The 21,978-nt window shown below is 38.1% G+C and carries 23 protein-coding genes and 1 pseudogene; 10 read left to right on the forward strand and 14 right to left on the reverse strand.

The features are described from left to right. From ILA26_RS07260 to ILA26_RS07310, 11 genes and pseudogenes are all read right to left on the reverse strand, one after another. Positions 1-436: pseudogene (locus ILA26_RS07260) on the reverse strand (cation-transporting P-type ATPase); the annotation flags it as partial. An 18-nt stretch (positions 437-454) separates the two neighbouring features. After that, positions 455-829, reverse strand: coding sequence for a metalloregulator ArsR/SmtB family transcription factor (locus ILA26_RS07265; RefSeq protein ID WP_292895841.1), 375 nt, complete (start codon positions 827-829; stop codon positions 455-457). 111 nt (positions 830-940) lie between these two features. After that, entirely contained in the window at positions 941-1,402 is a 462-nt protein-coding gene (locus ILA26_RS07270) for a hypothetical protein (RefSeq protein ID WP_292895843.1), read from the reverse strand. An 8-nt stretch (positions 1,403-1,410) separates the two neighbouring features. Beyond that, complete coding sequence (locus ILA26_RS07275) at positions 1,411-1,824, reverse strand: C-GCAxxG-C-C family protein (RefSeq protein ID WP_292895845.1); 414 nt, start codon at positions 1,822-1,824, stop codon at positions 1,411-1,413. A gap of 47 nt (positions 1,825-1,871) precedes the next feature. Beyond that, positions 1,872-2,093, reverse strand: coding sequence for a hypothetical protein (locus ILA26_RS07280; protein ID WP_292895847.1), 222 nt, complete (start codon positions 2,091-2,093; stop codon positions 1,872-1,874). 81 nt (positions 2,094-2,174) lie between these two features. Then, positions 2,175-4,445 (reverse strand): ABC transporter permease, encoded by a 2,271-nt coding sequence (locus ILA26_RS07285; protein ID WP_292895849.1) that lies wholly within the window; start codon positions 4,443-4,445, stop codon positions 2,175-2,177. Beyond that, a complete protein-coding gene (locus ILA26_RS07290) occupies positions 4,446-6,716 on the reverse strand; it encodes an ABC transporter permease (protein WP_292895851.1) in 2,271 nt (756 codons plus the stop codon). A 4-nt stretch (positions 6,717-6,720) separates the two neighbouring features. Continuing rightward, positions 6,721-7,425: an ABC transporter ATP-binding protein gene (locus ILA26_RS07295; RefSeq protein WP_292895853.1), complete on the reverse strand. Its 705-nt coding sequence runs from the start codon at positions 7,423-7,425 to the stop codon at positions 6,721-6,723. 110 nt (positions 7,426-7,535) lie between these two features. Then, on the reverse strand, positions 7,536-9,281 hold the full coding sequence (locus tag ILA26_RS07300) for an ABC transporter ATP-binding protein (RefSeq protein WP_292895855.1): 1,746 nt from the start codon (positions 9,279-9,281) through the stop codon (positions 7,536-7,538). After that, positions 9,281-11,071, reverse strand: a complete 1,791-nt coding sequence (locus ILA26_RS07305) for an ABC transporter ATP-binding protein (RefSeq protein WP_292895857.1) — start codon at positions 11,069-11,071, stop codon at positions 9,281-9,283. The genes ILA26_RS07300 and ILA26_RS07305 overlap by 1 nt, the downstream gene beginning before the upstream one ends. A 218-nt stretch (positions 11,072-11,289) precedes the next feature. Beyond that, positions 11,290-12,240: an AraC family transcriptional regulator gene (locus tag ILA26_RS07310; RefSeq protein ID WP_292895859.1), complete on the reverse strand. Its 951-nt coding sequence runs from the start codon at positions 12,238-12,240 to the stop codon at positions 11,290-11,292. Positions 12,241-12,323: 83 nt separating this feature from the next. Here ILA26_RS07310 and hisA point away from each other — a divergent pair, with 83 nt between their 5' ends. Genes hisA through pyrI form a run of 5 tightly spaced genes read left to right on the forward strand, consistent with a single transcriptional unit; the run spans position 12,324 to position 15,539 of the window. Next, entirely contained in the window at positions 12,324-13,064 is a 741-nt protein-coding gene (gene hisA, locus ILA26_RS07315; RefSeq protein WP_292895860.1) for a 1-(5-phosphoribosyl)-5-[(5-phosphoribosylamino)methylideneamino]imidazole-4-carboxamide isomerase, read from the forward strand. A 1-nt stretch (position 13,065) separates the two neighbouring features. Next, positions 13,066-13,527, forward strand: coding sequence for an FAD synthase (locus tag ILA26_RS07320; RefSeq protein ID WP_292895861.1), 462 nt, complete (start codon positions 13,066-13,068; stop codon positions 13,525-13,527). 12 nt (positions 13,528-13,539) lie between these two features. Continuing rightward, positions 13,540-14,562, forward strand: coding sequence for an N-acetyl-gamma-glutamyl-phosphate reductase (gene argC, locus ILA26_RS07325; RefSeq protein ID WP_292895863.1), 1,023 nt, complete (start codon positions 13,540-13,542; stop codon positions 14,560-14,562). A 9-nt stretch (positions 14,563-14,571) separates the two neighbouring features. Further along, positions 14,572-15,060 (forward strand): flavodoxin domain-containing protein, encoded by a 489-nt coding sequence (locus tag ILA26_RS07330; protein ID WP_292895865.1) that lies wholly within the window; start codon positions 14,572-14,574, stop codon positions 15,058-15,060. An 8-nt stretch (positions 15,061-15,068) separates the two neighbouring features. Next, entirely contained in the window at positions 15,069-15,539 is a 471-nt protein-coding gene (gene pyrI, locus ILA26_RS07335; RefSeq protein ID WP_292895867.1) for an aspartate carbamoyltransferase regulatory subunit, read from the forward strand. A 4-nt stretch (positions 15,540-15,543) separates the two neighbouring features. Here pyrI and ILA26_RS07340 read toward each other — a convergent pair whose 3' ends face one another. Next, positions 15,544-16,752, reverse strand: a complete 1,209-nt coding sequence (locus tag ILA26_RS07340) for a GMC family oxidoreductase (RefSeq protein ID WP_292895869.1) — start codon at positions 16,750-16,752, stop codon at positions 15,544-15,546. Between the two features lie 125 nt (positions 16,753-16,877). On the opposite strand from ILA26_RS07340, the gene ILA26_RS07345 reads away from it, so the two are divergent. The 5 genes from ILA26_RS07345 to ILA26_RS07365 all read left to right on the forward strand — a co-directional run bounded on the left by ILA26_RS07345 (position 16,878) and on the right by ILA26_RS07365 (position 20,659). Beyond that, positions 16,878-17,321 (forward strand): hypothetical protein, encoded by a 444-nt coding sequence (locus ILA26_RS07345; protein ID WP_292895871.1) that lies wholly within the window; start codon positions 16,878-16,880, stop codon positions 17,319-17,321. A gap of 109 nt (positions 17,322-17,430) precedes the next feature. Next, a complete protein-coding gene (locus tag ILA26_RS07350; RefSeq protein ID WP_292895873.1) occupies positions 17,431-18,801 on the forward strand; it encodes a TldD/PmbA family protein in 1,371 nt (456 codons plus the stop codon). Then, positions 18,801-19,358, forward strand: a complete 558-nt coding sequence (locus ILA26_RS07355; protein ID WP_292895875.1) for a TIGR00296 family protein — start codon at positions 18,801-18,803, stop codon at positions 19,356-19,358. Before ILA26_RS07350 ends, ILA26_RS07355 begins: the two co-directional genes overlap by 1 nt. Before the next feature lie 8 nt (positions 19,359-19,366). Beyond that, positions 19,367-20,395 carry an NOG1 family protein gene (locus tag ILA26_RS07360; protein ID WP_292895877.1) on the forward strand — a complete coding sequence of 343 codons (1,029 nt, stop codon included), beginning with the start codon at positions 19,367-19,369 and terminating at the stop codon, positions 20,393-20,395. A 111-nt stretch (positions 20,396-20,506) separates the two neighbouring features. Further along, positions 20,507-20,659: a hypothetical protein gene (locus ILA26_RS07365; RefSeq protein WP_292895879.1), complete on the forward strand. Its 153-nt coding sequence runs from the start codon at positions 20,507-20,509 to the stop codon at positions 20,657-20,659. A 103-nt stretch (positions 20,660-20,762) separates the two neighbouring features. Here ILA26_RS07365 and ILA26_RS07370 read toward each other — a convergent pair whose 3' ends face one another. Then, complete coding sequence (locus tag ILA26_RS07370) at positions 20,763-21,230, reverse strand: hypothetical protein (RefSeq protein WP_292895881.1); 468 nt, start codon at positions 21,228-21,230, stop codon at positions 20,763-20,765. Positions 21,231-21,415: 185 nt separating this feature from the next. Further along, positions 21,416-21,709, reverse strand: coding sequence for a hypothetical protein (locus tag ILA26_RS07375; RefSeq protein WP_292895882.1), 294 nt, complete (start codon positions 21,707-21,709; stop codon positions 21,416-21,418). Positions 21,710-21,978: the final 269 nt, after the last annotated feature.

Raw genomic sequence — 21,978 nt, forward strand, 5'->3', positions numbered from 1 at the left:
CATGCTCATGAGAATGCTCATGCTCGTGATGATGCTCATGTCCATGGTCATGATGATGCTCATGCTCATGAGAATGCTCATGTTCATCATGACAACCACAATCAGGATCAGAACAAGAATCTTCCACTTCATGCTCATGATGGTGATGATGGTGGTCATGCCCATGGTCATGGTCGTGATCATGGTCATCTGCACAATCAGGACAACTACATAAGTTTATATCAACATCCTCATCATAGTCAATCTCTTCTCTGTGATCGTATATACTTAAATCTGAATTTTCTTGATAGTCTTTCAATAACTGTTTATCATAATGATTAGAATCTGTACAGTGAACTTCTTCACAGTTTGGATCAAAACAGATGTAATTGTAATGTTCGGGATTGTAACAGTTCTCATCTACACAGTCCGCATCATAACATCTATTTTCAGCCATAGTATCACCAATTAAAAATTATTCTAATATATGTTCTAATCCTACTTTGTAAATCATCTCTATGTGAAGGTCAGTAAGTGAATATCTTGCCATTTTACCTTCCTTTTGGTATTTTACAATGTTGTTTGCACGTAATATCCTCAATTGATTTGAAACAGTGGTTTGGTTCAAATCAAGTGCATCACATATGTCACATACGCATAGGTCCTCAATACTGAGTAGGGAAATAATTTTTAATCTTGTTGGATTTCCAAATATTTTGAAGAATTCTGAAAGCTCAGCGAATTCAGTTTCATCAGGTATGCGTTCACGTACACGACTTACAACGTCATCATGTGAGTCGAATACTTCACACATGTCCTCATTTGTATTTTCAAGATTATTTTTTTCCATAGTCATCACATATATTATATATTTACATATTATGATATGATTATGTATTTAAATGTTGTCATATCATGATATTGTGATATGTTAATTTAAAAAAAATAATAGGAAAATAGATTATGCACCTCCGCCAGGAATATCCTCTATTTCTTCCCCTAAGTAATTTACATTCTCAACAAGCAAAACATCCTTAGGATATTTAACATCTCCTAAAGAACGAGTATCTAAAACGTTGCATTCGAAAAATTCATTAATGAAAACATCAGTTGCATAAACTGAAGGAATCTTGCTTGCGTCATTCGGACTCATTACCACAAACATTCCATTTCCTGAAAAGACTGACTTGTTTCCCAAGGATTTCATCCAATTTAACGTGTCATTGTCATAGCCCTCATAATAGGACTTGTTTTCAATTTCATCTATCAAATCAGACAATGGAAACGGCCCTTCAGAAGAGACATTCAGCTTGGTAACATTACCAGTTGCAACAGTTTGAGACTCATTTAAAGAATAAAAAGCAACCAATGTCAAAACAATTACCAAAACTATTATGATTACACCAATTCCCTTTTTACCCATCATATCACCTACTTCAAGATTTCATCAACAATCCTTGCAGCGGATTCCACCATTTTAGGGCAGAATTCCTTGAATAGGTTATTATCAACAGCTTCTTTCACACCTTCAGGAGTTCCAATGTCATAACCAAGCAAGTCACGACATATATATGACCCGTTTTCCTTTTCAAATTCGTCCAAAAACCTGTGGCAAACCTCATCGCTTTTTGACTTGTTTTCACCATATTTCAAGCCCAACACCATCAGGGCCCCAGTACAAGCCCCACAAACTTCCCCTTTGCGCATTCCACTTCCAAAGCAAGCCCCAATTTTCAAGGCATGCTCCTTTGAAAGGCCATAGTCCTCACTGAATGCGGCAAAAACCGCCTGTGAACACCTGTAACCTTTTTCAAACAAGTGAACTGCTTCCTCAATTGAATTCATGATTAATTATCTTATACACTTCATTTATTAATTTTATTAAAAAAAAGTTAATATGAGTTAATTAACTCACTGAATAATGAAACTGTTTCTTCAACTGACAACTCAACCTTTTGGCTGACTTCAGCAAGATTTGCTTCCCAAAGGGAAATCTTGCCCATAGGAGTTACCAAAAACTTGAACTTGTAATTCTTCTTGACAAGATCTGTTTTGAGCAAAGGAAACTCATTCAACAAATCCATGTATTTTGATTCACTTGTAACCTCAACCATGATATCACCTTAATAATACTTGAAAAGAGATGGTTCTTAAAGATTTTGTCACTTCTCAAGTATTAAAAAGGAAATTAAATACTATTCATTATCCTTTAGGGATTCCACCATGTCCAATTTCTTGAGCTTACCGGAAAACATCAAATTAACGAAAATTGAAACAACATAAACTATTACAAATGTTATTATTAATGTTTTAAAGGACAGAGTGGCTTTCAGATAGAATGAATCGCCCATTGTTCCCCAAAGGTATTGCAACGCTTCACGACCTAATGGAACTCCAATGATGAATCCTATTGTGGTGAACCATAGGTTTTGTGTGAGCAATAGCTTTCTCAAGTATTTTGACTTGAATCCCAATACCTTAAGTGTTGCAAACTCCCGCTTGATTTCTGTAAATGACAGGAGCCCAAGGTTATACAATACAATCAGGGACAATATCGCTGCAAATGCCGCCAGCAGATATATGACGCTCATTGAAGATTCCATCATCTCATCCCAACTGTCGGTCAGGGAATCCATTGAAAATATTGTCTTGACACCTGTGAAATTGTCGTCGACATCCTTATCTGATATAACACTGGTTACAGTGTAGTTCAAGCCCAAATCATCCAGTTTTTCCTTTGTTATTACAATGCCCTGTGATGTCGGATCTGAATGCAAGTTAGTGACTTTTGTTTCAATCCACTTATCAGAGTCCAGGATATGCCATTTGACTGTGTCACCAACTTTAACGTCCAATAGCTCAGCCATCTTTTTGGAAAGTGATATCTCATCATCAGATATCTCAATTGGATTTTTATCGTCATCTGTAGGAGTGTACAGCTCGTTATCATCAAGCACCGTTACGACGCCCGACTTCTTGACATCACCCGATTTGATTTCAATTGCTGATTCCATCAGTTTCTCGCCGTCAACCTCCTCGACAATATGGTCGATTTGGGAGTCTGTTGCATTGTCCTCAAGAACCAGTTTTGATGAATAGTGGTTAATGTCTGTGTAAGACCATTCCTTCATCTCATCAAAGCCATCCATGCATCCGAATGATGCAACAAGAATCAATGTGCATGCAAGAACTCCTGCAATACTCATCAATGCCCTGAATTTGTTTCTTTTTGCATCCCGATAGTTCCATCTTGCATTGAATGACAATTTCTTCCAGAACCCGAATCGTTCCACAAATCCTGAAGTGGACACTTTTGGAACTTTCGGTTTTATTGCACTTGATGGGGATTCGCCCACAATCTTTCTGCATGCGAAATATGAAACCAATGCTGAAAGGGCAACCATCGCAACGGTTACAACAATGAAACTGTTGTCAAATCCTGTCAGCCAATAAGGTATGGAGTACAGTTGCTGCATCTCCTCAAACATTATCGGAGGCAGTGTTAGAGGACCTAGAATAAATCCCAGGATGCTTCCAGCAAGAACCATCCAGAACCCATATGAGATGTAATGAATCATTATTGACCTGTTTTTAAATCCTAAAGCCTTCAAAACACCAATTTGTGTCCTCTGGTTATTGATGATTCTAGTCATTGTTGTCAATAGTGTCAGCATTGCAATGATAATGAATATCAACGGAATGAAATCTGTCATCATCTTGTGCTGTTCTGTTTCGTCCTGGAACTCTGCAAAACTTGGATGCTGAGCCCTTGGCATGAATGATGAATAGTCCCTGTCAAGGTCATTGTCAAGCTGCTTTTCATAACTTGAGGAATTTCCTGTATACTTAACGAGCAAGACATTGTACGGAACATCACTCATTGGAAATGCTTTATGGGACATGTACGCAAAACCCATCTTGTTGTAATCCGGTATCATAGATGAGTCGGAAGTTTGATATAAATGCTCCGGAGAATAACCCAGTCCCTTGATTTCCTTTTCAACCTCAATTCCGTTGAACTCGAAGGTGATGTTGTCCCCAATCTTCAGGTCCCTTGCTTCTGCAAATCGGATGTCCAACCATACGCCGTCACCATCGGACAAGTTAAAGTCTTCTCCCTTAACTGGATAAAACTTTGAAATGTCATCATCCTGCAGGAAATGGAGCGTGATGTCTGGATCATTTTCCAAATCCGCTATCGAATCGACTATCAACTTTTTCTCTGAATCCTTTGTAAGACTCAGACCATTTACCTTATCAACAAAATCATCATCCAAGTTGGTTGTGTAAATCCAACCGTCGGCAAGATTTGTTTCATCATAATAAGTATCTGCAGTTTGTTCAAATCCGAATGATTCCGCACCGAACCCTACAAATACGTAAACGCCTAAAAAGGCCATTAGAAATATGGAGATAAATTGAATCTTGTGATTCCTTATATCCCTAATCATCTTCTTTGCTAACATTCACTCACCACTTTTAAGGGATTCCACCATGTCCAATTTCTTAATTTTACGTGAAAACATAAGGTTTACAAGTATTGACAGTGCAAATGTTATCACCAATGTCAACAGGAAGTTTGTAATGGATATTGACGGCAATATGTAGAATGAATCACCGGAGGACTCCCACATTATCGCCAGAATGAAATAACCTACAGGCAATCCGAATATGAATCCAATAGCTGTAAACCATAGGTTCTGTGTTAATAATAATTTCCTTAATGCCCTTGTTTTAAATCCTAATACTTTCAGTGTCGCAATTTCTCGCTCGATTTCTGTAAATGACAGCAATCCCAGATTGTACAATACGACCACCGCCAACAGGCATGCGAAGAATATCAGAATATATATGAGAAGCCACATTGCCTCAGTCATCTCATCCCAGCTTGCAGTCATGTCCTTCATTGAGTTGGCTGCCTTCACGCCATCATAATTCTGTGTTACATGCTCGGCTGTGACAATGCTTGTTGGAGTGTAGTTCAAGTCAAGGTCTTCAAGCTTGTCTGCAGACATTATGAACCCTTGAGATATAGGATCTGCGTGAATCTTGTCGATTTTTGTTTTAACCCATTTATCAGAACCCATGACATGCCATTTTACAGTGTCGCCAACGCCTACATCAAGCATCTTTGCCATCTTCTCAGAAATGGATACCTCATCATCTTCAATTTCAACATGATTCCTGTCATAGTCTGTTGGTGTAATCAGATTTGTATCATTCATCACCAGCAACGAACCGGATTTTTTTGTGCCGTCCGATTCTATTTCAATGGCGGACTCCATTATCTCGTCACCATTTACATCTTCAGCGATATCATCAATTACAGATTGTGCTGTATCCTCTTCAATTACCAGTTTTGAGTCATAATGATTGATTTGTGTATATTCCCAATCCTTAAGGTCATTCATTCCATCATACATTCCGAATGCACATACCAAAAGCGCTGAACATCCAATTACTCCCACAATTGTCATCAATGCACGGAACTTGTTTCTTTGCGCATCACGATAATTCCAACGAATATTAAATGACAATCGTTTCCAAATGCTTAGCCTTTCAATAAAACCTGAAGTGGAAATCTTAGGCACTTTAGGCCTTATTGTATCTGCAGGCTTTTCATCTGAAATACCCTTGACCGAATAGTATGAAACGGCAAGAGACACTATGACCATCAGTGCAGCCACATATACAAATTCCATGCTCCATGCAGGCTCCCATACAGGCAGCTTATATGTTGCGCTCATTGACGGGTAGAATAAAGGAGGCAATGTGATTGGTCCCAAGATCAATCCCAAAATAGCTCCAACCAAGACGAGCCAGAAACCATAGGAGACATAATGCAGAATTATGGAATGATTCTTGAATCCGGAAGCCTTTAAAATTCCAATCTGAGTCCTTTGATGAGTGATTATTCTTCTCATTGTTGTCAAAATAATCAGCATTGCAATCAAGATGAACACAACTGGGAAAATGTCTCCCATCATGCTGTGCTGATCCATCTCATCAGCGAACTGGCTTACGCTGGTGTGCTCTGACCTTTCAACGAATGAACTGTAATATCCACCCATGTGATAGTCCAACAAATCATTGTAATTTTCCGGAGTTCCGTCAAACTTGACATTCAGCACATTGTATGGAACGGTATCTTCCGGAAATGCCTTATATGAAAGGTAGGCAAACCCAATCTTATTAAAGTCCGGAATGATAGATGAACTTGAGGCATGATAAACATATTCCGGAGAATATCCGAGCCCCCTGATTTGCTTTTCGATTGTGTAATTCTCAAACTCAAACTTGATTTTGTCTCCGACTTTCAATCCCTTAGCATCAGCAAAGCTTTTGTCAAGCCAAACGCCATCCTTATCATTAATATCTAACTTTTCACCCTCAAGCAGGTAGAATTTTGATATTGTGTTGTTTTCCACAAAATGCAGTGTAACGTCAGGATCGTTGTCAAAATCCGCAACCGAATCCACGACCAACTGCCTTTCCATCTGTGTGGTTGCTCCCAAACAGTCAACCTGATACATGAATAGGTCATTGATGTATCCAGAATAAATCCATCCGTCAGCCAGGTTAGTTTCTTCATAAAAGTTATCACTGTTTACCTCAAGGCCGACTGACTCACCGCCGACACCTGCAAACACAAACACCCCTAGAAATGCCATTAAAAAAATTGAAATGAATTGAGCCTTGTGCCTGGAGATGTCTCTCAACATCTTCTTGAAAAGCATACGCTCACCAGTCTAAATCTTCGACCTTTTTTGGATTTTCATTGATGACTATGCTTTCAACTTGACCGTTTTTGACCCTGATGACCTTATCTGCGGCTTCAGCAAGTATCGCATTGTGAGTTACGATAATAACTGTGGTATTCCTATCATTGCTCATGCTCTGAAGCAGGTTTAAAATCAAAACACCTGTTTTTGAGTCAAGCGCTCCTGTCGGCTCGTCACATAAAAGCATTGTTGGTTGTTTTGCAACAGCACGGGCGATTGACACCCTTTGCTGTTCCCCACCGGACAATTGTGCCGGGAATTGGTTGGCATGGCTCTTAAGACCAACTGAATCAAGCACGCTCAACCCATCTATGTTCACATCCACAATGTCCTTCATCAACTCTATGTTTTCGATTGCAGTCAAGTTTGGAATTAAGTTGTAAAATTGAAATATAAAACCGACATTGCTTGCACGGTACTCTGTCAGTTGATTGTCATTAAATGATTCTACGTGATTGCCGTTTACAATGATTTGACCAGAGGTGACTGAATCAAGCCCTCCCAAAAGATTTAGAAGTGTTGACTTGCCCGCACCTGACGGTCCAAGGATTACAACAAATTCCCCCTCATCAATTGTAAAATTAACATCATCCATAGCTTTTAAAATGTGATCCCCAGATTTATACTCCTTGTTCACATTTTTAAATTCTATAATTGTACTCATGTACACACCTTCTTAAAATTAATTATATGTTTATATGTTATATTCAATAAAGTATTTAAATTTAGGTACGCCTAAATAAATGTAAAGTATAATGGGAAAAATAATTAAAATTAAATCTCCCATTCCCCACTTAATTTCTGCAGTTCAACCATTCTCCTAAACAAACCGTCACGGGCAATCAGCTCATCCGGTGAACCCTGCTCGGCAATCTTTCCATCATCCAGAACAACAATCTTATCTGCATTTGCAATTGTACGCATCCTGTGTGCAATGATAATGACAGTCTTGTTCTTAATCAATGTAGACAATGCCCTTTGGATTTTTGTCTCATTTTCAACATCCAAAAAGGAGGTTGCCTCATCCAAAAGAATGACATTTGCATCCTTGAGCAATGCCCTTGCAATTGATATTCTTTGCCTTTGACCTCCTGACAACAGCACACCATTCTCACCTATGACAGTATTGTAGCCATCAGGAAGCTTTTGAACGAACTCATCACATTCAGCCAGCTTTGCAGCCTCAATTACCTCATCATCTGTTGCATCCTTTCTTCCAATGCGAATGTTTTCCAAAATGGTGTTGTTGAATAGGATTACATCCTGGAAAACTATGGAGAAGTTTTCAAGAAGCTTTTCGGAATCCAATTTGGACAGGTCCTGACCACCCAAACTGACAGTCCCGGATACAGGATCCCAGAACCTTGCGGCCAGTTTTGAAACTGTGGACTTGCCTCCTCCGGAAGGCCCTACAAGTGCAGTAACTTCCCCTTGGCGAGCAGTAAAACTGACATCTGACAATACATCCTTCAAGTCATCATAGTTGAAGTTCACATCCCTAAATTCAATGTCATAGCTTTCAATAGAGTAATCCTTCAATCCTTCAGGAATCACTTGAGCTTCAATTTCCTTGCTCCTTTCAATCTTGATGTCCATCATCAGTATCTCCGCCAAAAAGGTCAATCCGTTTTCAACGGGAGCATAGATTGATGCTGAAGCAATCAGGAAAATCAAAAGAGTGTAAATTGACACCTGACCATTCATAATCAAATATGAACCCAACATAATTACTGAAACCATTCCAAGCTTTAAAACTACAGTTCCGCTGATTACACCTGCTGAAGCCATCAATTCTGATTTGATTCTTGACCTTTCCACCCTACTTGTAAGGCCTGACAATTTTGAAAGGTACTCATTTTCATGATTATATGACTTTAAGTCCCTGATTGATTCAATGCATTCCTGCATGGAGTCCCCGCAATCAAGCAAGTCTTCCATGACAATTTCAGAACCTCTCTGAACAAGATTCCTTGATACATACATTATTCCAAAGGCCACAGGAACCACCCATAGAAGAGCGATTGCCAGTCTCCAGTCAAAGATGAAAAGACCGATCGCAACGAGCATTAATGATAATATTGAACCCAACAGCTGAGGAATTGCATGGGAGAAAACATGCTCAAGGTCAGTACAGTCATTCATTATTGTTGAAGTCAAGTCCGCAAGGTCCCTCTTTTCAAAAAAGGACAATGGGAGTTTTCTTAGGTTCTCACCGAGATTGATTCTTCTGTTTTCGCTTTCAACATATGTTGTGTTGTATACGAAATGGTACTGCTTCCATGAAAATGCAAAGATAATGCCAAGAATTATTAAGATTGCAACGATGAACATTCCCAGGTTGGCGTCTACAATCTCGCCACCCATCAACGGCCCAATACAAATGTAGAGAAGCAATGCATACAATCCTACGGGAAACATGAATGAGACGTTTTGAAGTGCGGTATAAATTATCCCCTTGACCAGATTATCCGAACCATTCTCTGTCAGTCCAAATCTTTTAATGAAATACTCTGACAACATTATATCACCTCACTTTTTACTTTCCATTGAATTGACTGATTGAACTCATCCCACATTCTTGAATACAAACCGTCACTTTCAACCAGGGTGTCGTGATTGCCCTCCTCTACGATGCGGCCGTTTTCAACAACAAAAATATTGTCCACATTCTTGACTGTTGAAAGCCTGTGTGCAATCATTATTACGGTCTTGTCCTTGGTTATTTCAGATATTGCCTTTTGAATCAGATATTCATTTTCTGGATCTGCAAGTGCGGTTGCCTCATCCAAAATGATGATTGGGGCATCCTTAAGTATTGCCCTTGCAAGTGCTATCCTTTGCTGCTGACCTCCTGAAAGGTATGTTCCGTCACTGCCAATTACAGTGTCAATTCCTTGAGGAAGCTCGTCTATGATATCGTCACATTGCGCAAGGCTTAACGCCTTAAGGACGTCGCTTCTTGTTGCTCCCTTGCGTCCGATAGCCACATTATTGTAGATTGAATCCTTAAAGAGCCTGGTGTTCTGGAACACGAATGAGATGTTTTCCATCAGGTCCACTGTTGAGATGTCCCTTACGTCAACATCACCCACCTTGATTGAACCGGACTTGACATCCCAGAATCTTGGAATCAATGATGCTATTGTGGTTTTTCCACCACCGGACGGACCGACCAGTGCAACAGAGTCATTTTCATTAATCTTTAGGTTAATGTCGTTCAATATGTGTTCCTCAGAATCGGTTTCATCATAATCAAATATCACGTTTTTAAACTCTATTGAATAATTTTTAGGTTTTTGAGGATTGGTTGTCTCGACCAATGGATTTTCATTAAGAATTTCCTCAATTCCATCTAATGCATAACTTGCAAGCATCCAATCCTGTGAAACGGACATGATCTTGTTCATCATCACTGCACAAATCGGTGTGAAAATCACATAGAACAGGAAATCCGCCAAGAACTTAACATCAACAACAGACCCTGCGAGCAATATTCCGGCAGGAATCAAGAGTGCGAAAAATCCGTTGATTGACACTGTAAACGCAGTCATCGGAAGTTGGGTTGACAGTGAATAATTTGCAGAGAACTTTCCATAGTTCCTTATTGCATCCATGAAGTTCTTGAATGAATAGACACTTTGCTGGAATGCCTTTGTTACGGGAATTCCGCGAACATATTCAACAGCCTCGCCGTTCATCTTTTCAAGATACATCTGATATTTTGCCATTACATTCTGTGATTCCTTGGAAAACATCGGATACATGAATATGAAACATAATATGATAGGTATCAAGCATACCACTCCCAAAATCCAGTCAAAGCTGAACAGCAATATCAGGAACACTATAGGTGTGGCAACTGCCCCCACAAGGTCAAAGAGGTTGTGGGCCAGAAATCCTTCAGTCTTTGATGTGCTGAAGTCAATAACCTTTCTCAAACCGCCGCTGGTGTGATTTGAAAAGTATCCCAATGGCAATTTAAGCAAGTGGTTCATTGCCGCATCCTTCATGTTCTTTTCATTCTTAAATGCAGATAAGTGAGTGCCCATCAGACCACAGAAGTTCAGCGCTATTCCGAGCAGGGCATAGAAAAATGCATTGAATGCATAATCACCTATGTTTTGTGCCTGTGAAAAATCTGGAGCTGCCGCCAAAAGTGCATTAACAACATTCCATATATAAATGAATGGAATCAACAAACATATAGCACTTAAAGCTGAAAATATACAACCTATTATTGTTAAATATTTGTAGTTTCCAGAATAATTCAATAATCTGATAAATTTATTTTTATTTTGAGTTTTTGACATTAATATCGCCTTAAAATCTAATTTAGGTTTACCTAAAAATTTAAATTAGTCTAAAAAGACACTTCGTTTAAAACAATTAAAAAAACAAATAAAGAGTAATTTAATGTATTTTTTATTAAAAAAATTAAATAAACCTATTTTCAATTATAAAATTGATTTTAATAAGTATATAAATGTATTTGAACTAAAAAGTCAGAAAGTATACCAAAAAGACAAAACTAATTTTTATACTCAGAAGGGGTGCATCCCACATACTCCTTGAATGCCTGGGTGAATTTGGACGGTGAAGCATAACCCACCATTTTGGAAATTTCAGAAATTGAATAATTCCCCTCATCAATCAGCCTGCATGCATAATCAAGCTTGTATTCCTTTCTCCACTTGAAAATCGGCTTTCCATAAACTTCCTTGAAACAATTCTTCAAAGAGGTCTTGCTAATGCCATACCTGCTTGCCAGCTCATCAATAGTGACCTTGCTGTCCAGCTCACTCATCAAATCGCTTTTGACGTTTTCAACAATTTCAGCCTGCTTTTTGGATAGGGGAAGAGAATTGCTATTTGAAAAATTGGTAATCGAGAAAAATAGCAACAGCTCAAAGCATTTAAGCTTATGGTAGGATTCCCTGATTCTTTCGTCAACATCATAAAGCTCCCCAATCACATGGTCTATTTTCTCGTTGGACCTGACCAATACATAGCCCTTGGACTTTTCCAAATCCTCATAAAACTCAATGACATCAAAATCTGGAATGTACTCCTTTATGTAGTCATTTGCTACATCAACGTCAATGAAAATCTCCAAACCCTTATAATAGCCCAATGGAAAATCAGACAGGGTTTTTGTGAGGTCATATATGCTGACGCACAAATCACCCTTTCCAAAGTATACTATCTTGTCATCGCCCACGGCATAGGAATATCTCCCTTCTGCGCAGTGGTTGATTTCCAATAGTCGATTGTCTATTTTTTCCTCAAAGAACACCTCATCAATATTGCCAATGTTCAAATCGATGTATGACAGGATAACTCCTGGAAAAATCGAATAGGTTTCGAGATTGCCGTATTCAGCATCGTCCCCCAGTTCCAGGACTGTTTTATTGCCTTCACTTTTAATGTTGAATGATGAAAGCAGGACATCATCAAATAGTCTATAGAGATTTTCATTCATACTACTAATTATATAAGCAATACATATAAAACATTTCAAAACATATAGTTATATTATAATAAAATGTTACAGGAAAAATCCAAATGTCATTCAATAAAGACGAAATGTTAATAATGCCCGCTGTGGACATAAAAAACGGAAAATGTGTCCAGCTTGTACAGGGCGAGCCGGGAAGTGAAATGGTTGAAATAGAAAACCCTGAAAAAGTTGCAAGACACTGGGAAGAATTGGGGGCTAAAAACATCCACGTTATCGATTTGGATGGAACCATCAACGGTGTTGCAAGCTTTGAGATAATCAAAAAGATTCTCAAAGAAGTTTCCGTACCTATCCAACTTGGAGGAGGAATCAGAAGTGTCGAATATGCAAAAGAATTATTGAACCTCGACATCGAAAGGCTGATTATCGGAACCATGGGAATTCAACAGCCGGAAACAATCACTGAACTGTCCGAAGAGTACGGATCAGACAGGATAATGATTTCACTTGACAGCAAGGACAACAAGGTAGTCATTAAGGGATGGCAGGAAAAAATAGACAAAAGTCCAGTGGAGCTTTCACAGGAATTCAAAGAGCATGGAGCCGGAAGCATACTATTCACGAATGTTGACGTTGAAGGGCTTTTGGGAGGATTTTACACAGAACCTGTAGAAAACCTTAAGAAATCTGTAGATTTGCCTATTGTTTATTCCGGAGGAATAACAACAATAGAAGACATCAAATTATTAAATAAAAGCGGTGTGGAAGGAGTTGTTATCGGTTCTGCACTTTATAAAGATAAAATTGATTTAACTGAAGCTTTAAAATATCAAAAGAGGATATAAAATGAAGATAATGGCGACCGGAACATTTGACATACTTCACCCAGGACACGGAGTTTACCTTGAGGAGTCCAAAAAATTGGGTGGAGAAGATGCTGAGCTTTACGTTGTTGTGGCAAGAGACGCAACAGTCGAGAGAAGAAAAAGGGTTCCAATCGTTGGAGAGGACCAACGTCTGGAATTGATTAAAATGTTAAAACCCGTAACTGACGCTTTCCTTGGCGATGCAAATGGAGACGTTTTCAAGATAGTTCGTGAAATCGACCCAGACATCATCACCGTTGGAGCGGACCAAAATCACGATATTGACAAATTGCAGCAAGCTATTGACAAAAGAGGACTGAAAGCAAAAGCGGTTAGAATTGAAAAATACCGTGACTGCGAACTCGACAGCAGCTGCAAGATTATTAGAAAAATACAAAATACCGATTTTAAAGGAAAGATAATGGATCATTGTGAAGATTAGGAGATTATTAAAATGTTTAAAGTAGCAATTATAGGAGCAAGCGGATATACCGGAGGAGAACTTTTAAGAATGCTTTCAAACCATCCTGAAGTGGAAATCACTGATATCACTTCAAGACAGTACGACGGCACACCTGCACATAAGATTCATCCTCACGTTAGAGATACAGGACTTGAATTTAAAAACAAAGCACCGTCCGAACTGGATGCTGATGTTGTCTTTACCGCAACACCTCACGGTGCATCAATGAAAATAGTGCCTGAAATACTGGACACCGGCGCTAAAGTTGTTGACTTAAGCGGAGACTACAGATACAGAGACACTGCAGTCTATGAAAAATGGTATGGAATGGAACACACAGACAAGGAACACAAAGGTGCCTTCGGACTTCCTGAACTGTACAGAGACGAAATCAAAAAGGCAAATCTAGTTGCAAACCCAGGATGCTTCCCAACAGGAGCCATATTGTCATCATATCCACTGGTCAAAAACGGATTGGTTGACAGAATAATCATCGATTCAAAAACCGGTGTCAGCGGAGCTGGAGTCAATCCATCTGCAACAACACATTATCCAAACATTGCAGATAACGTAAATCCATACAAGATTTCATCCCACAGACACATGTCTGAAATCCAACAGGAACTTCACGGATTTGATGAAGTGAAAGTGTCATTTACACCGCATCTCGTTCCGGTCAATAGAGGAATCCAGACTACAAGCCACAGCTTCCTGAATGATGAAAACATGGACATCACACCTGAAGAAATAAGAAAACTTTACGAAGAAGAATATGGCGAGGAATACTTCATTAAGCTTATGGATGAAGGTGAAATCCCTCACTTAAGCTCAGTTAGAGGATCCAACTTTGTACACATTGGAGGATTTGAAATCGATGAAACCGGAAGACTTGTAATGTTATCCTGTATTGACAACCTTGTCAAAGGTGCATCCGGCCAAGCCATACAGAATATGAACATCATACTTGGAATTGATGAAACATTAGGTTTAAGACACTTAGGACTTCACCCATAAGGTGATAAAATGGCAAAAATAATTATCTACTACTCCCACGGAGGAACAACAGATTTAGTTGCAAAGACCCTTGCTAAAAATCTTAACGCAACCCTTGTCAGAATACATGATTTGAAAAACCGTGACGGATTCAAAAATAGATTATTCTCTTCAATCAATGCGTTTAGAGAAACAAAAACAGACATTGTACCTGCCAAAGTTGACTTAAGAGGTTATGATACAGTTTATTTCGGAACTCCGACTTGGTCCGGAAATCCGACACCTGCAATATTGACCATAATTGACAGATGTGACCTAAGGGCAAAGGATGTTGTTTTGTTCGCTACAATGGACACCAATCGTGGAGAAAGCAATATCAAAAGACTTGAGCAAAAAGTTAAATTGCGCGGTGCCAGAGTTATTGAAAGCTTTACCCTCACAACTAAAGACAAGAGTCCTCAAAAACTAGTTAATGACACTGAAGCAATAATTGAAATGAAAGACTTGAAAATGTATTAGGTGAAATAATGACCAAATCCGAATTGAAAATTAGAGCTATTGAAAACGGTACTGTAATCGACCACATCACTGCCAATAAGGCATTGCACATTCTTAAGATTTTAGGCCTTCCCGATTCTGAAACAAAAAACGTTACAATAGCTATGAATGTTTCTTCAGCTGAAATAGGAAGAAAAGACATTTTAAAAATTGAAAACAGAGAATTGGACCATGAAGAACTCAATCAAGTGGCATTAATCGCTCCTAAAGCTACAATAAATATTATTCGAGACTTCAAACCTATCAGAAAGGACAAGATTGTTCTTCCAGAAAAAATCACTTCAATTCTCAAGTGCACAAATCCCAAATGCATTACCAACTATGAAAATGAGCCTATAACACCTATTTTCAATGTTATTGAAACATACCCTCCGGTCGTTAGGTGCCATTACTGTGAAAAATTAATAAAAACAGAAGATATCGATAAACAATTCGAATAATCTTCTATTCTTTTTTTAGATAATCCGCCAATCTTTTAGCTATTGCAAGAATTGTCAATATCGGAGGTTTTCCAGGAGATACCGGCAATACGCTTGCATCGCAAACAAAGAGATTTTCAATTGATGTTTCCAAATTGCTATCCACTATTTTTCCGATTGGAGCTGTTCCACCAGGATGTGCCCCCCTATAAACAGTTGATCCTATGGTTGTCGGGTCGACTCCTGCCCTTTCAAGGATGAATCCTGCTGTGGCCACACCTTCTGCAAGCCATCTTATGTCGTTTATTGTGTTTATCTTTACAACATCCCCATTCTCATCAACATAACCTCTGCATTCGTCCCTTGTTTTCACCATAATGCTTAGGATGTCACTATCTGTTACAGTATCATCGGGAATGTTTGCACGGATGAATGATGAAAAGTGAGGAGATAAAACGAAGTTCTCGCCAATGACCAAACCAGCCATCTGGACTTCAGTGTTGAATTTGACGTCCTTGAGATATCCGCCAACTGACACGAACGGATCAAAGAAGATTTCCTCTCCGACATGGTCGATTCCGGATTTCCTTAAAATCAATGTTGAGCCGATTGCACCTGCAGACAGAATAACCTTTTCGGCTTCGAGGGTTTCTTCCTTTCCATCCTTGATATAGACAACTCCAGTCACTTTTCCGTTTTCAGATAAAACCTCTTTAACGTCAGCATCACATATCAATGTTGCACCTGCTTCAACGGCTTCATCGACAAAGTCCTTGCCTGAGAACTTCGCATCCACAGGACATCCGAATGCACATTTACCACATTGTATACATTCCTCTTCCCTGATTGCCTTAGGCATCTTCATGGTTTCAAGCCCAAGCTCATGACCTGCATCGAGAAATGCCTGTGTTCCCTTTCCAATATGTGAATCGTCTAGCTGGTGAACCCCAACAAGGTCTTCAACATAATCATACGCATCGGTCAAGTCAATTCCATACTCATGAAGCTCGTTGTCAAGTGCACGCACCATGTTTGCCATGGAAACGATTGTCGCTCCACCGATACAGGTAGTTGTAAGGAGGTCAACGTCTTCGGAGTACTTATCATAATAGTTAAAAGCATCTTTTGATTCTATATAAGGTCCTTTCTCTAAAATTGTAACCGGCACATCATTTTTTGCAAGTTCACGAGCCAAGATTCCTCCGCCCGCACCGGTTCCTACAATAACAAACATCTAATCACCAAAATTAATTACAATTGTTATATTGATTTTTCACCTATAAAAACTATATTACAATATTGAACTTCAAAACGATAAATTATATGTATTAGGCATGCCTAAATATCATTGGTGAAAACATGAATCTTACTAAAATTAGCTTAGCAATACTAATACTGATATGTGCAATCGGAATGGTTGCAGCTGCAGAAATTTCAGACATAAAAATTGCCGACGGATTTGAAAATCTAGGTGACGGAAACTATGAAAATGATGCAAATCACATCAAACTAGACATAATGGACAAAAAGGACGTTAATCCCATAAAAGATGTTTTTAAAAATGACAGCAGCGTCAAATACACACTCGTTGCAGGAAAATTAAACAACACATTTAATTATACCGACGGAGTCAACGAACAGGCAGGAATTGTTGAACTGGTCAAAATCAATGACAAGGAATATGTAATCGACTGTTACGCTTATAACAATGACACAGTTCCCCTTGACAAGATATATGATACATTAGAAGAGTTCAACAAGTTAAACGACCTCACACCAGTTGACCCATCAACCCTCGAATAATGTGAAAACATTATTCCTTTTTTTATTTTTTAACACCACAAAAAACCAACTTTTATTTAATATGCACTCCAAAATTATTACTGTATAAATCATTTTTATTGGTGATAAAATGGAAGAATATATTGACTTATTCGAAAAGGTTATTGCAAAAACCAGTCCTAAAGTGGATTACATGGATATCAGATTAGGACATAGTGACAATACCTCCATATTAATGAAAGATGGCAATGTAGATGAAATCAACACAGGAATGAGCCTTGGAGCAAGAATCAGAGTGTTGAATAATGGAGCATGGGGTTTTGCATATACCACAGACTTATCAAAAATCAATGAAATAACCGAAACCGCATTAAAATTATCAAACTCACTTAAGGGAGATGTTGAATTAAGCGAAAGCGACATCATAAAGGACAAGGTCGAGGTTGATGTTGAAATTCCGCTGAAAGACATTTCCATCGAAGAGAAAAAGGACATCATGAGCGAAGCCAATGATGCAGCAAGCATCGACAAGGTCAACAGTACCACAATCGGATACTCCGATGGGGAAATCAACGAGTTATTCATGAACAGTGAAGGAAGTGAAATCCAAGTCAAGACCAGCAGAGTCAGAATGGCATTGAACGCTTCAGCAACGGATGGAGAAATCATTCAATTTGGTCATGGAAGCCTTGGAGGAGTTAAAGGTTTTGAAGTGATTGCCAACGCAGACATCGAGGAATTCGGAAGAAACATCGGTGAAAAGGCTGTAAGACTGCTTGACGCAAAGCCTGCCCCATCCGGACAGTTCCCAGTTATAGCTGACCCAGAACTAACCGGAGTGTTGATTCACGAGGCATTAGGGCATGCAACAGAAGGGGATTTGATATTACAAAATGATTCCATCCTTAAGGACAAGATTGGTGAAAAAATTGCATCAGACATTGTAAACATCTTCGATGATGCAAGCTTAAGGGACGGATTCGGATATTACCCATATGATGTGGAAGGGGTCAAGACCCAACCAAACCAATTGGTGAAAGACGGAAAGCTTATTTCACTTCTTAATTCAAGATCAAGCTCTTCAAAACTAGGCATGAAATCCTCAGGAAACGCAAGATCATTGATTGCCGACCAGCCAATCGTGAGAATGAGCAACACTTTCCTCCAACCTGGAGACAACACATTTGAAGAACTATTTGAGGATGTTGACTATGGAATGTACCTTAAGGGCTCCAGAGGAGGGCAAGTTGATACAGGTAAAGGAATCTTCCAGTTTAACGCAGCTGAAGGATACATGATTGAAAACGGTGAAATCACAACACCCCTAAGAGACGTTTCATTATCCGGAAACATCCTTGAAACATTGAAAAACATTGATGCTCTCGGAAACGACTTCAAGTTAAGCGTAGGATTCTGCGGAAAAGACGGTCAAACCGCACCAGTGGGTGACGGAGGACCACACACAAGAATATTGAATGCACTCGTAGGAGGAATGGGATAATGATAAGCGACAGAGCTGGAGAATACCTAGTAATATTAGCTAAAGAAACCATAAAATATTATTTGGAAAATGGAAAAACAATGGTCAAACCTACCGATTATCCTATCGAATTGGATGAGAATTTAGGCGTTTTTGTAACATTAAACAAAAACAATAATCTAAGGGGATGCATTGGATATGCAGAACCTGTAAAGCCGGCCATTGATGCAGCAATGGAGGTCGCATTATCAGCAGCATTCAACGATCCTAGATTTCCGGAAGTTAGCGTTAAGGAATTTGAAGACCTGGACTTTGAAGTCACCATTTTAACAAAACCTGAACTGATTGAAGTGGCTCATTATCAACAGTACTTCGATGAGATTGAAATCGGCCGTGACGGACTAATCATTCAAAAGGGTTATGCAAGAGGATTGTTGCTTCCTCAAGTGGCCGTTGAAAACGCATTTACAATTGAAGACTTTTTAGACCATACATGCATGAAAGCAGGAATCAGTGCAGACAGCTGGATGGATGAAAGCTGTGACGTATTTAGATTCCAAGGACAAATTTTTAAATAGTGATAATTATGATGATACCAACAATACCTACGCCAGATGAATTATTGGACAAAGGATTCAGTCGTGGGAAAAAACAAGCAGACTTACTCAGAAGTCAAAAAATACCAAAACACTTGAAAGGTAAAAGAATTGAAGAAAGAAGAGTGGTCACTTCCTGCCAAGTGATAAAAGACAAATTGAAATCCATTCTTGACGCAGTACCAGAAATTGAAAGCTTACACCCATTTTATCAAGACTACATTGACATTACCGTTGGCGTAGATGACATGAAACAAGCTCTTGGAGGACTTAACTGGGCTTATGGAATCATAACACAACTTGAAAAGGAATATGGTGCAAAAATCAGGAAAAATCCATCTGAAAAGGCAACTGCAATTCAAAAGCAAGCATACGGAAGGATTGCATCTGTTGTAAATAAGATCAAACCTAACCTGGATTTCCTCGATTTTGCAAAACAGAACCTGAGGAACATGCCAACAATAGACTTCGATGCAACCACAATCGTCATTGCAGGTTTCCCTAATGTCGGAAAATCAACACTCCTAAGACAAATTTCAGGAGCTGACCCTCAAGTTGCAAACTACCCATTCACAACAAAAGGTATTCAGATTGGACACACCGAAAGACACTGGAAGCATATCCAGATTATCGACACCCCAGGATTGCTTGACAGACCAGTTTTAGAAATGAACGACATTGAGATGAACGCTATTGTTGCATTGGAACATTTAGCTGATGCGATATTATTCATCTTTGATGCATCTGAAACCTGCGGATTCCATTTGGACAACCAATACAACCTTTTAAAACAAATCGAAAAGATCTTTTCCGAAATTCCAGTAATATACCTATTCAACAAGATGGATTTAATCGAGGATACCGAATACCTTAACGAATACATTGACGATGAAGATAACTCAATATTCATTTCAGCTATCGAAGGTGAAGGGATAGAAGAGATTAACAAAAAAATCGACAAAATCAAGAAAATCGAAAGGAATTTCGATGAAGAAGAGGATGACGACGAATATTACTAGTTTAAGAACAGTAAAAATAATCCACAATACCAAAACCATCACAAAACCCCCTATCCAACCATTTAAATATTATAAAATGTATACTCTTTAATATAAATAAGGAGGGAAAAAATGAACAGAGGAATGCAATATCTTATTGGAGGAATATTATGTTTAATAATTTCAATCGCCTTCATGATAATACATAAAAAAATCAGTTCAAGCGTTGTTGCTTCATTCATATTGTTTATCATAGGTATCGTTCAAGCAATAAGATTAAGATAATGGCAAGTTCGCAATTCGAACTTGTTTAAAATCAATTATTTAAAAACAATACTATTTTTACATGATTAAATTTATTAAAAAAAAGAAAGAAAATAGCTTAAAATTAAGCCATTACAAATTCGCCAATAATTTTTTCATCACTTGCTGAAATTAACACGAGATGATCATTCTTTTCAAAATTGAACAGTGTTTGACCTTCATCATGTGAAAGGTAACCTGTTACATTATTAATTGTAGTTTCTTTTCCACCAAGGAGTTCAAGAGTTTGTTCATTACTTAATCCGTTGGTAACGTTCATAACCCCGATAACAATTCCAGAGTCATCTTTTGTGAAACCTTTTGCGGTAATGTTTGCTCCTTGCTCTTTAAATGGTGCAAGCATCTTATCAGTGGTATTTGTAGTGTCTTCTTTAAAATCACCAGGAACGTTGAAATCAACTCCCTCAATAGTCACTGTTTCATTTTTTTGGTCATTAGAACCGAAAAGGTCACCTAAGTCAAAAGCTGAAACAGCGCTTACACTTGCCACAACAATTAATAATGCGAAAATTGCGAGTATCTTTTTGTTCATAATACACCTCCAATAGTAAATATGTTTTATGGTTTAATAAAATTTGCCCATAATATTCATTAAATTATTAAATGACTGGATATAAATGCAAATTTCATTAAAAATATCAGTAAAAAAAAGAAATCTGAACTTTGAACATGGACTGATTTAATCCATGTTAAAGTTAAAAATAATGTATTAATGATTCATAATTCAAAATTGAAGCTCACTGTTGTGAATTTCATTCCGCTGTCCCTAATTTTTTTGGATTTTATGTCAACGTCCCCATACTGTTTCAGGAAGGAATTAATCTCTTTTGATACAGGACCATAATTTTTTCTGTCATAAACCCTGTAATTTCCCATGAATTTAACGGTTTCCTTTTTATTTAAGACATTGACCTGATCCAATCTGAAGGATTCACCATTTTTCTCTAAAACAGAGTTTATTTTCTCAACAATATCCTTTTTGATTTTATCTTTTTCTTCACTGCTAATCATGACCTCTTCACCAAAATTATTTGATACATCTTTCAAAACTAAAATTATACAATTTATTATACTATATATTTTAATTTAAATCTTATTAAATTTGTTCAATGAAGTAAAGTTAATGAACCAACACATTATTAAAAAAGAGGCTGACTCATAATTTTTGTGTTTAAAATTTTTTTCTTATTTTATTATCCTTTAATTTTATATACTAGAAAGTACAATCTATTATTAAAGTTAATTAACTTTTTGGTTGTGTTTTTTATGGTTTTGAGGGA

It is taken from the genome of Methanobrevibacter sp. (assembly GCF_017940815.1).
GTDB lineage: Archaea > Methanobacteriota > Methanobacteria > Methanobacteriales > Methanobacteriaceae > Methanocatella.

Excerpts from the sequence above, each read along its gene's own strand:
- ILA26_RS07270 (WP_292895843.1), bottom strand. The coding sequence starts at position 1,402 with ATGGGTAAAAAGGGAATTGGTGTAATCATAATAGTTTTGGTAATTGTT.
- ILA26_RS07330 (WP_292895865.1), top strand. The coding sequence starts at position 14,572 with ATGGCAAAAATAATTATCTACTACTCCCACGGAGGAACAACAGATTTA.
- ILA26_RS07275 (WP_292895845.1), bottom strand. The coding sequence starts at position 1,824 with ATGAATTCAATTGAGGAAGCAGTTCACTTGTTTGAAAAAGGTTACAGG.
- ILA26_RS07305 (WP_292895857.1), bottom strand. The coding sequence starts at position 11,071 with ATGTCAAAAACTCAAAATAAAAATAAATTTATCAGATTATTGAATTAT.
- ILA26_RS07375 (WP_292895882.1), bottom strand. The coding sequence starts at position 21,709 with ATGATTAGCAGTGAAGAAAAAGATAAAATCAAAAAGGATATTGTTGAG.
- ILA26_RS07340 (WP_292895869.1), bottom strand. The coding sequence starts at position 16,752 with ATGTTTGTTATTGTAGGAACCGGTGCGGGCGGAGGAATCTTGGCTCGT.
- ILA26_RS07295 (WP_292895853.1), bottom strand. The coding sequence starts at position 7,425 with ATGAGTACAATTATAGAATTTAAAAATGTGAACAAGGAGTATAAATCT.
- ILA26_RS07265 (WP_292895841.1), bottom strand. The coding sequence starts at position 829 with ATGGAAAAAAATAATCTTGAAAATACAAATGAGGACATGTGTGAAGTA.
- ILA26_RS07355 (WP_292895875.1), top strand. The coding sequence starts at position 18,801 with ATGATAAGCGACAGAGCTGGAGAATACCTAGTAATATTAGCTAAAGAA.
- pyrI (WP_292895867.1), top strand. The coding sequence starts at position 15,069 with ATGACCAAATCCGAATTGAAAATTAGAGCTATTGAAAACGGTACTGTA.
- hisA (WP_292895860.1), top strand. The coding sequence starts at position 12,324 with ATGTCATTCAATAAAGACGAAATGTTAATAATGCCCGCTGTGGACATA.
- ILA26_RS07290 (WP_292895851.1), bottom strand. The coding sequence starts at position 6,716 with ATGCTTTTCAAGAAGATGTTGAGAGACATCTCCAGGCACAAGGCTCAA.
- ILA26_RS07310 (WP_292895859.1), bottom strand. The coding sequence starts at position 12,240 with ATGAATGAAAATCTCTATAGACTATTTGATGATGTCCTGCTTTCATCA.
- ILA26_RS07320 (WP_292895861.1), top strand. The coding sequence starts at position 13,066 with ATGAAGATAATGGCGACCGGAACATTTGACATACTTCACCCAGGACAC.
- ILA26_RS07365 (WP_292895879.1), top strand. The coding sequence starts at position 20,507 with ATGAACAGAGGAATGCAATATCTTATTGGAGGAATATTATGTTTAATA.
- ILA26_RS07350 (WP_292895873.1), top strand. The coding sequence starts at position 17,431 with ATGGAAGAATATATTGACTTATTCGAAAAGGTTATTGCAAAAACCAGT.
- ILA26_RS07345 (WP_292895871.1), top strand. The coding sequence starts at position 16,878 with ATGAATCTTACTAAAATTAGCTTAGCAATACTAATACTGATATGTGCA.
- ILA26_RS07370 (WP_292895881.1), bottom strand. The coding sequence starts at position 21,230 with ATGAACAAAAAGATACTCGCAATTTTCGCATTATTAATTGTTGTGGCA.
- ILA26_RS07280 (WP_292895847.1), bottom strand. The coding sequence starts at position 2,093 with ATGGTTGAGGTTACAAGTGAATCAAAATACATGGATTTGTTGAATGAG.
- ILA26_RS07360 (WP_292895877.1), top strand. The coding sequence starts at position 19,367 with ATGATGATACCAACAATACCTACGCCAGATGAATTATTGGACAAAGGA.
- ILA26_RS07285 (WP_292895849.1), bottom strand. The coding sequence starts at position 4,445 with ATGTTAGCAAAGAAGATGATTAGGGATATAAGGAATCACAAGATTCAA.
- argC (WP_292895863.1), top strand. The coding sequence starts at position 13,540 with ATGTTTAAAGTAGCAATTATAGGAGCAAGCGGATATACCGGAGGAGAA.
- ILA26_RS07300 (WP_292895855.1), bottom strand. The coding sequence starts at position 9,281 with ATGTTGTCAGAGTATTTCATTAAAAGATTTGGACTGACAGAGAATGGT.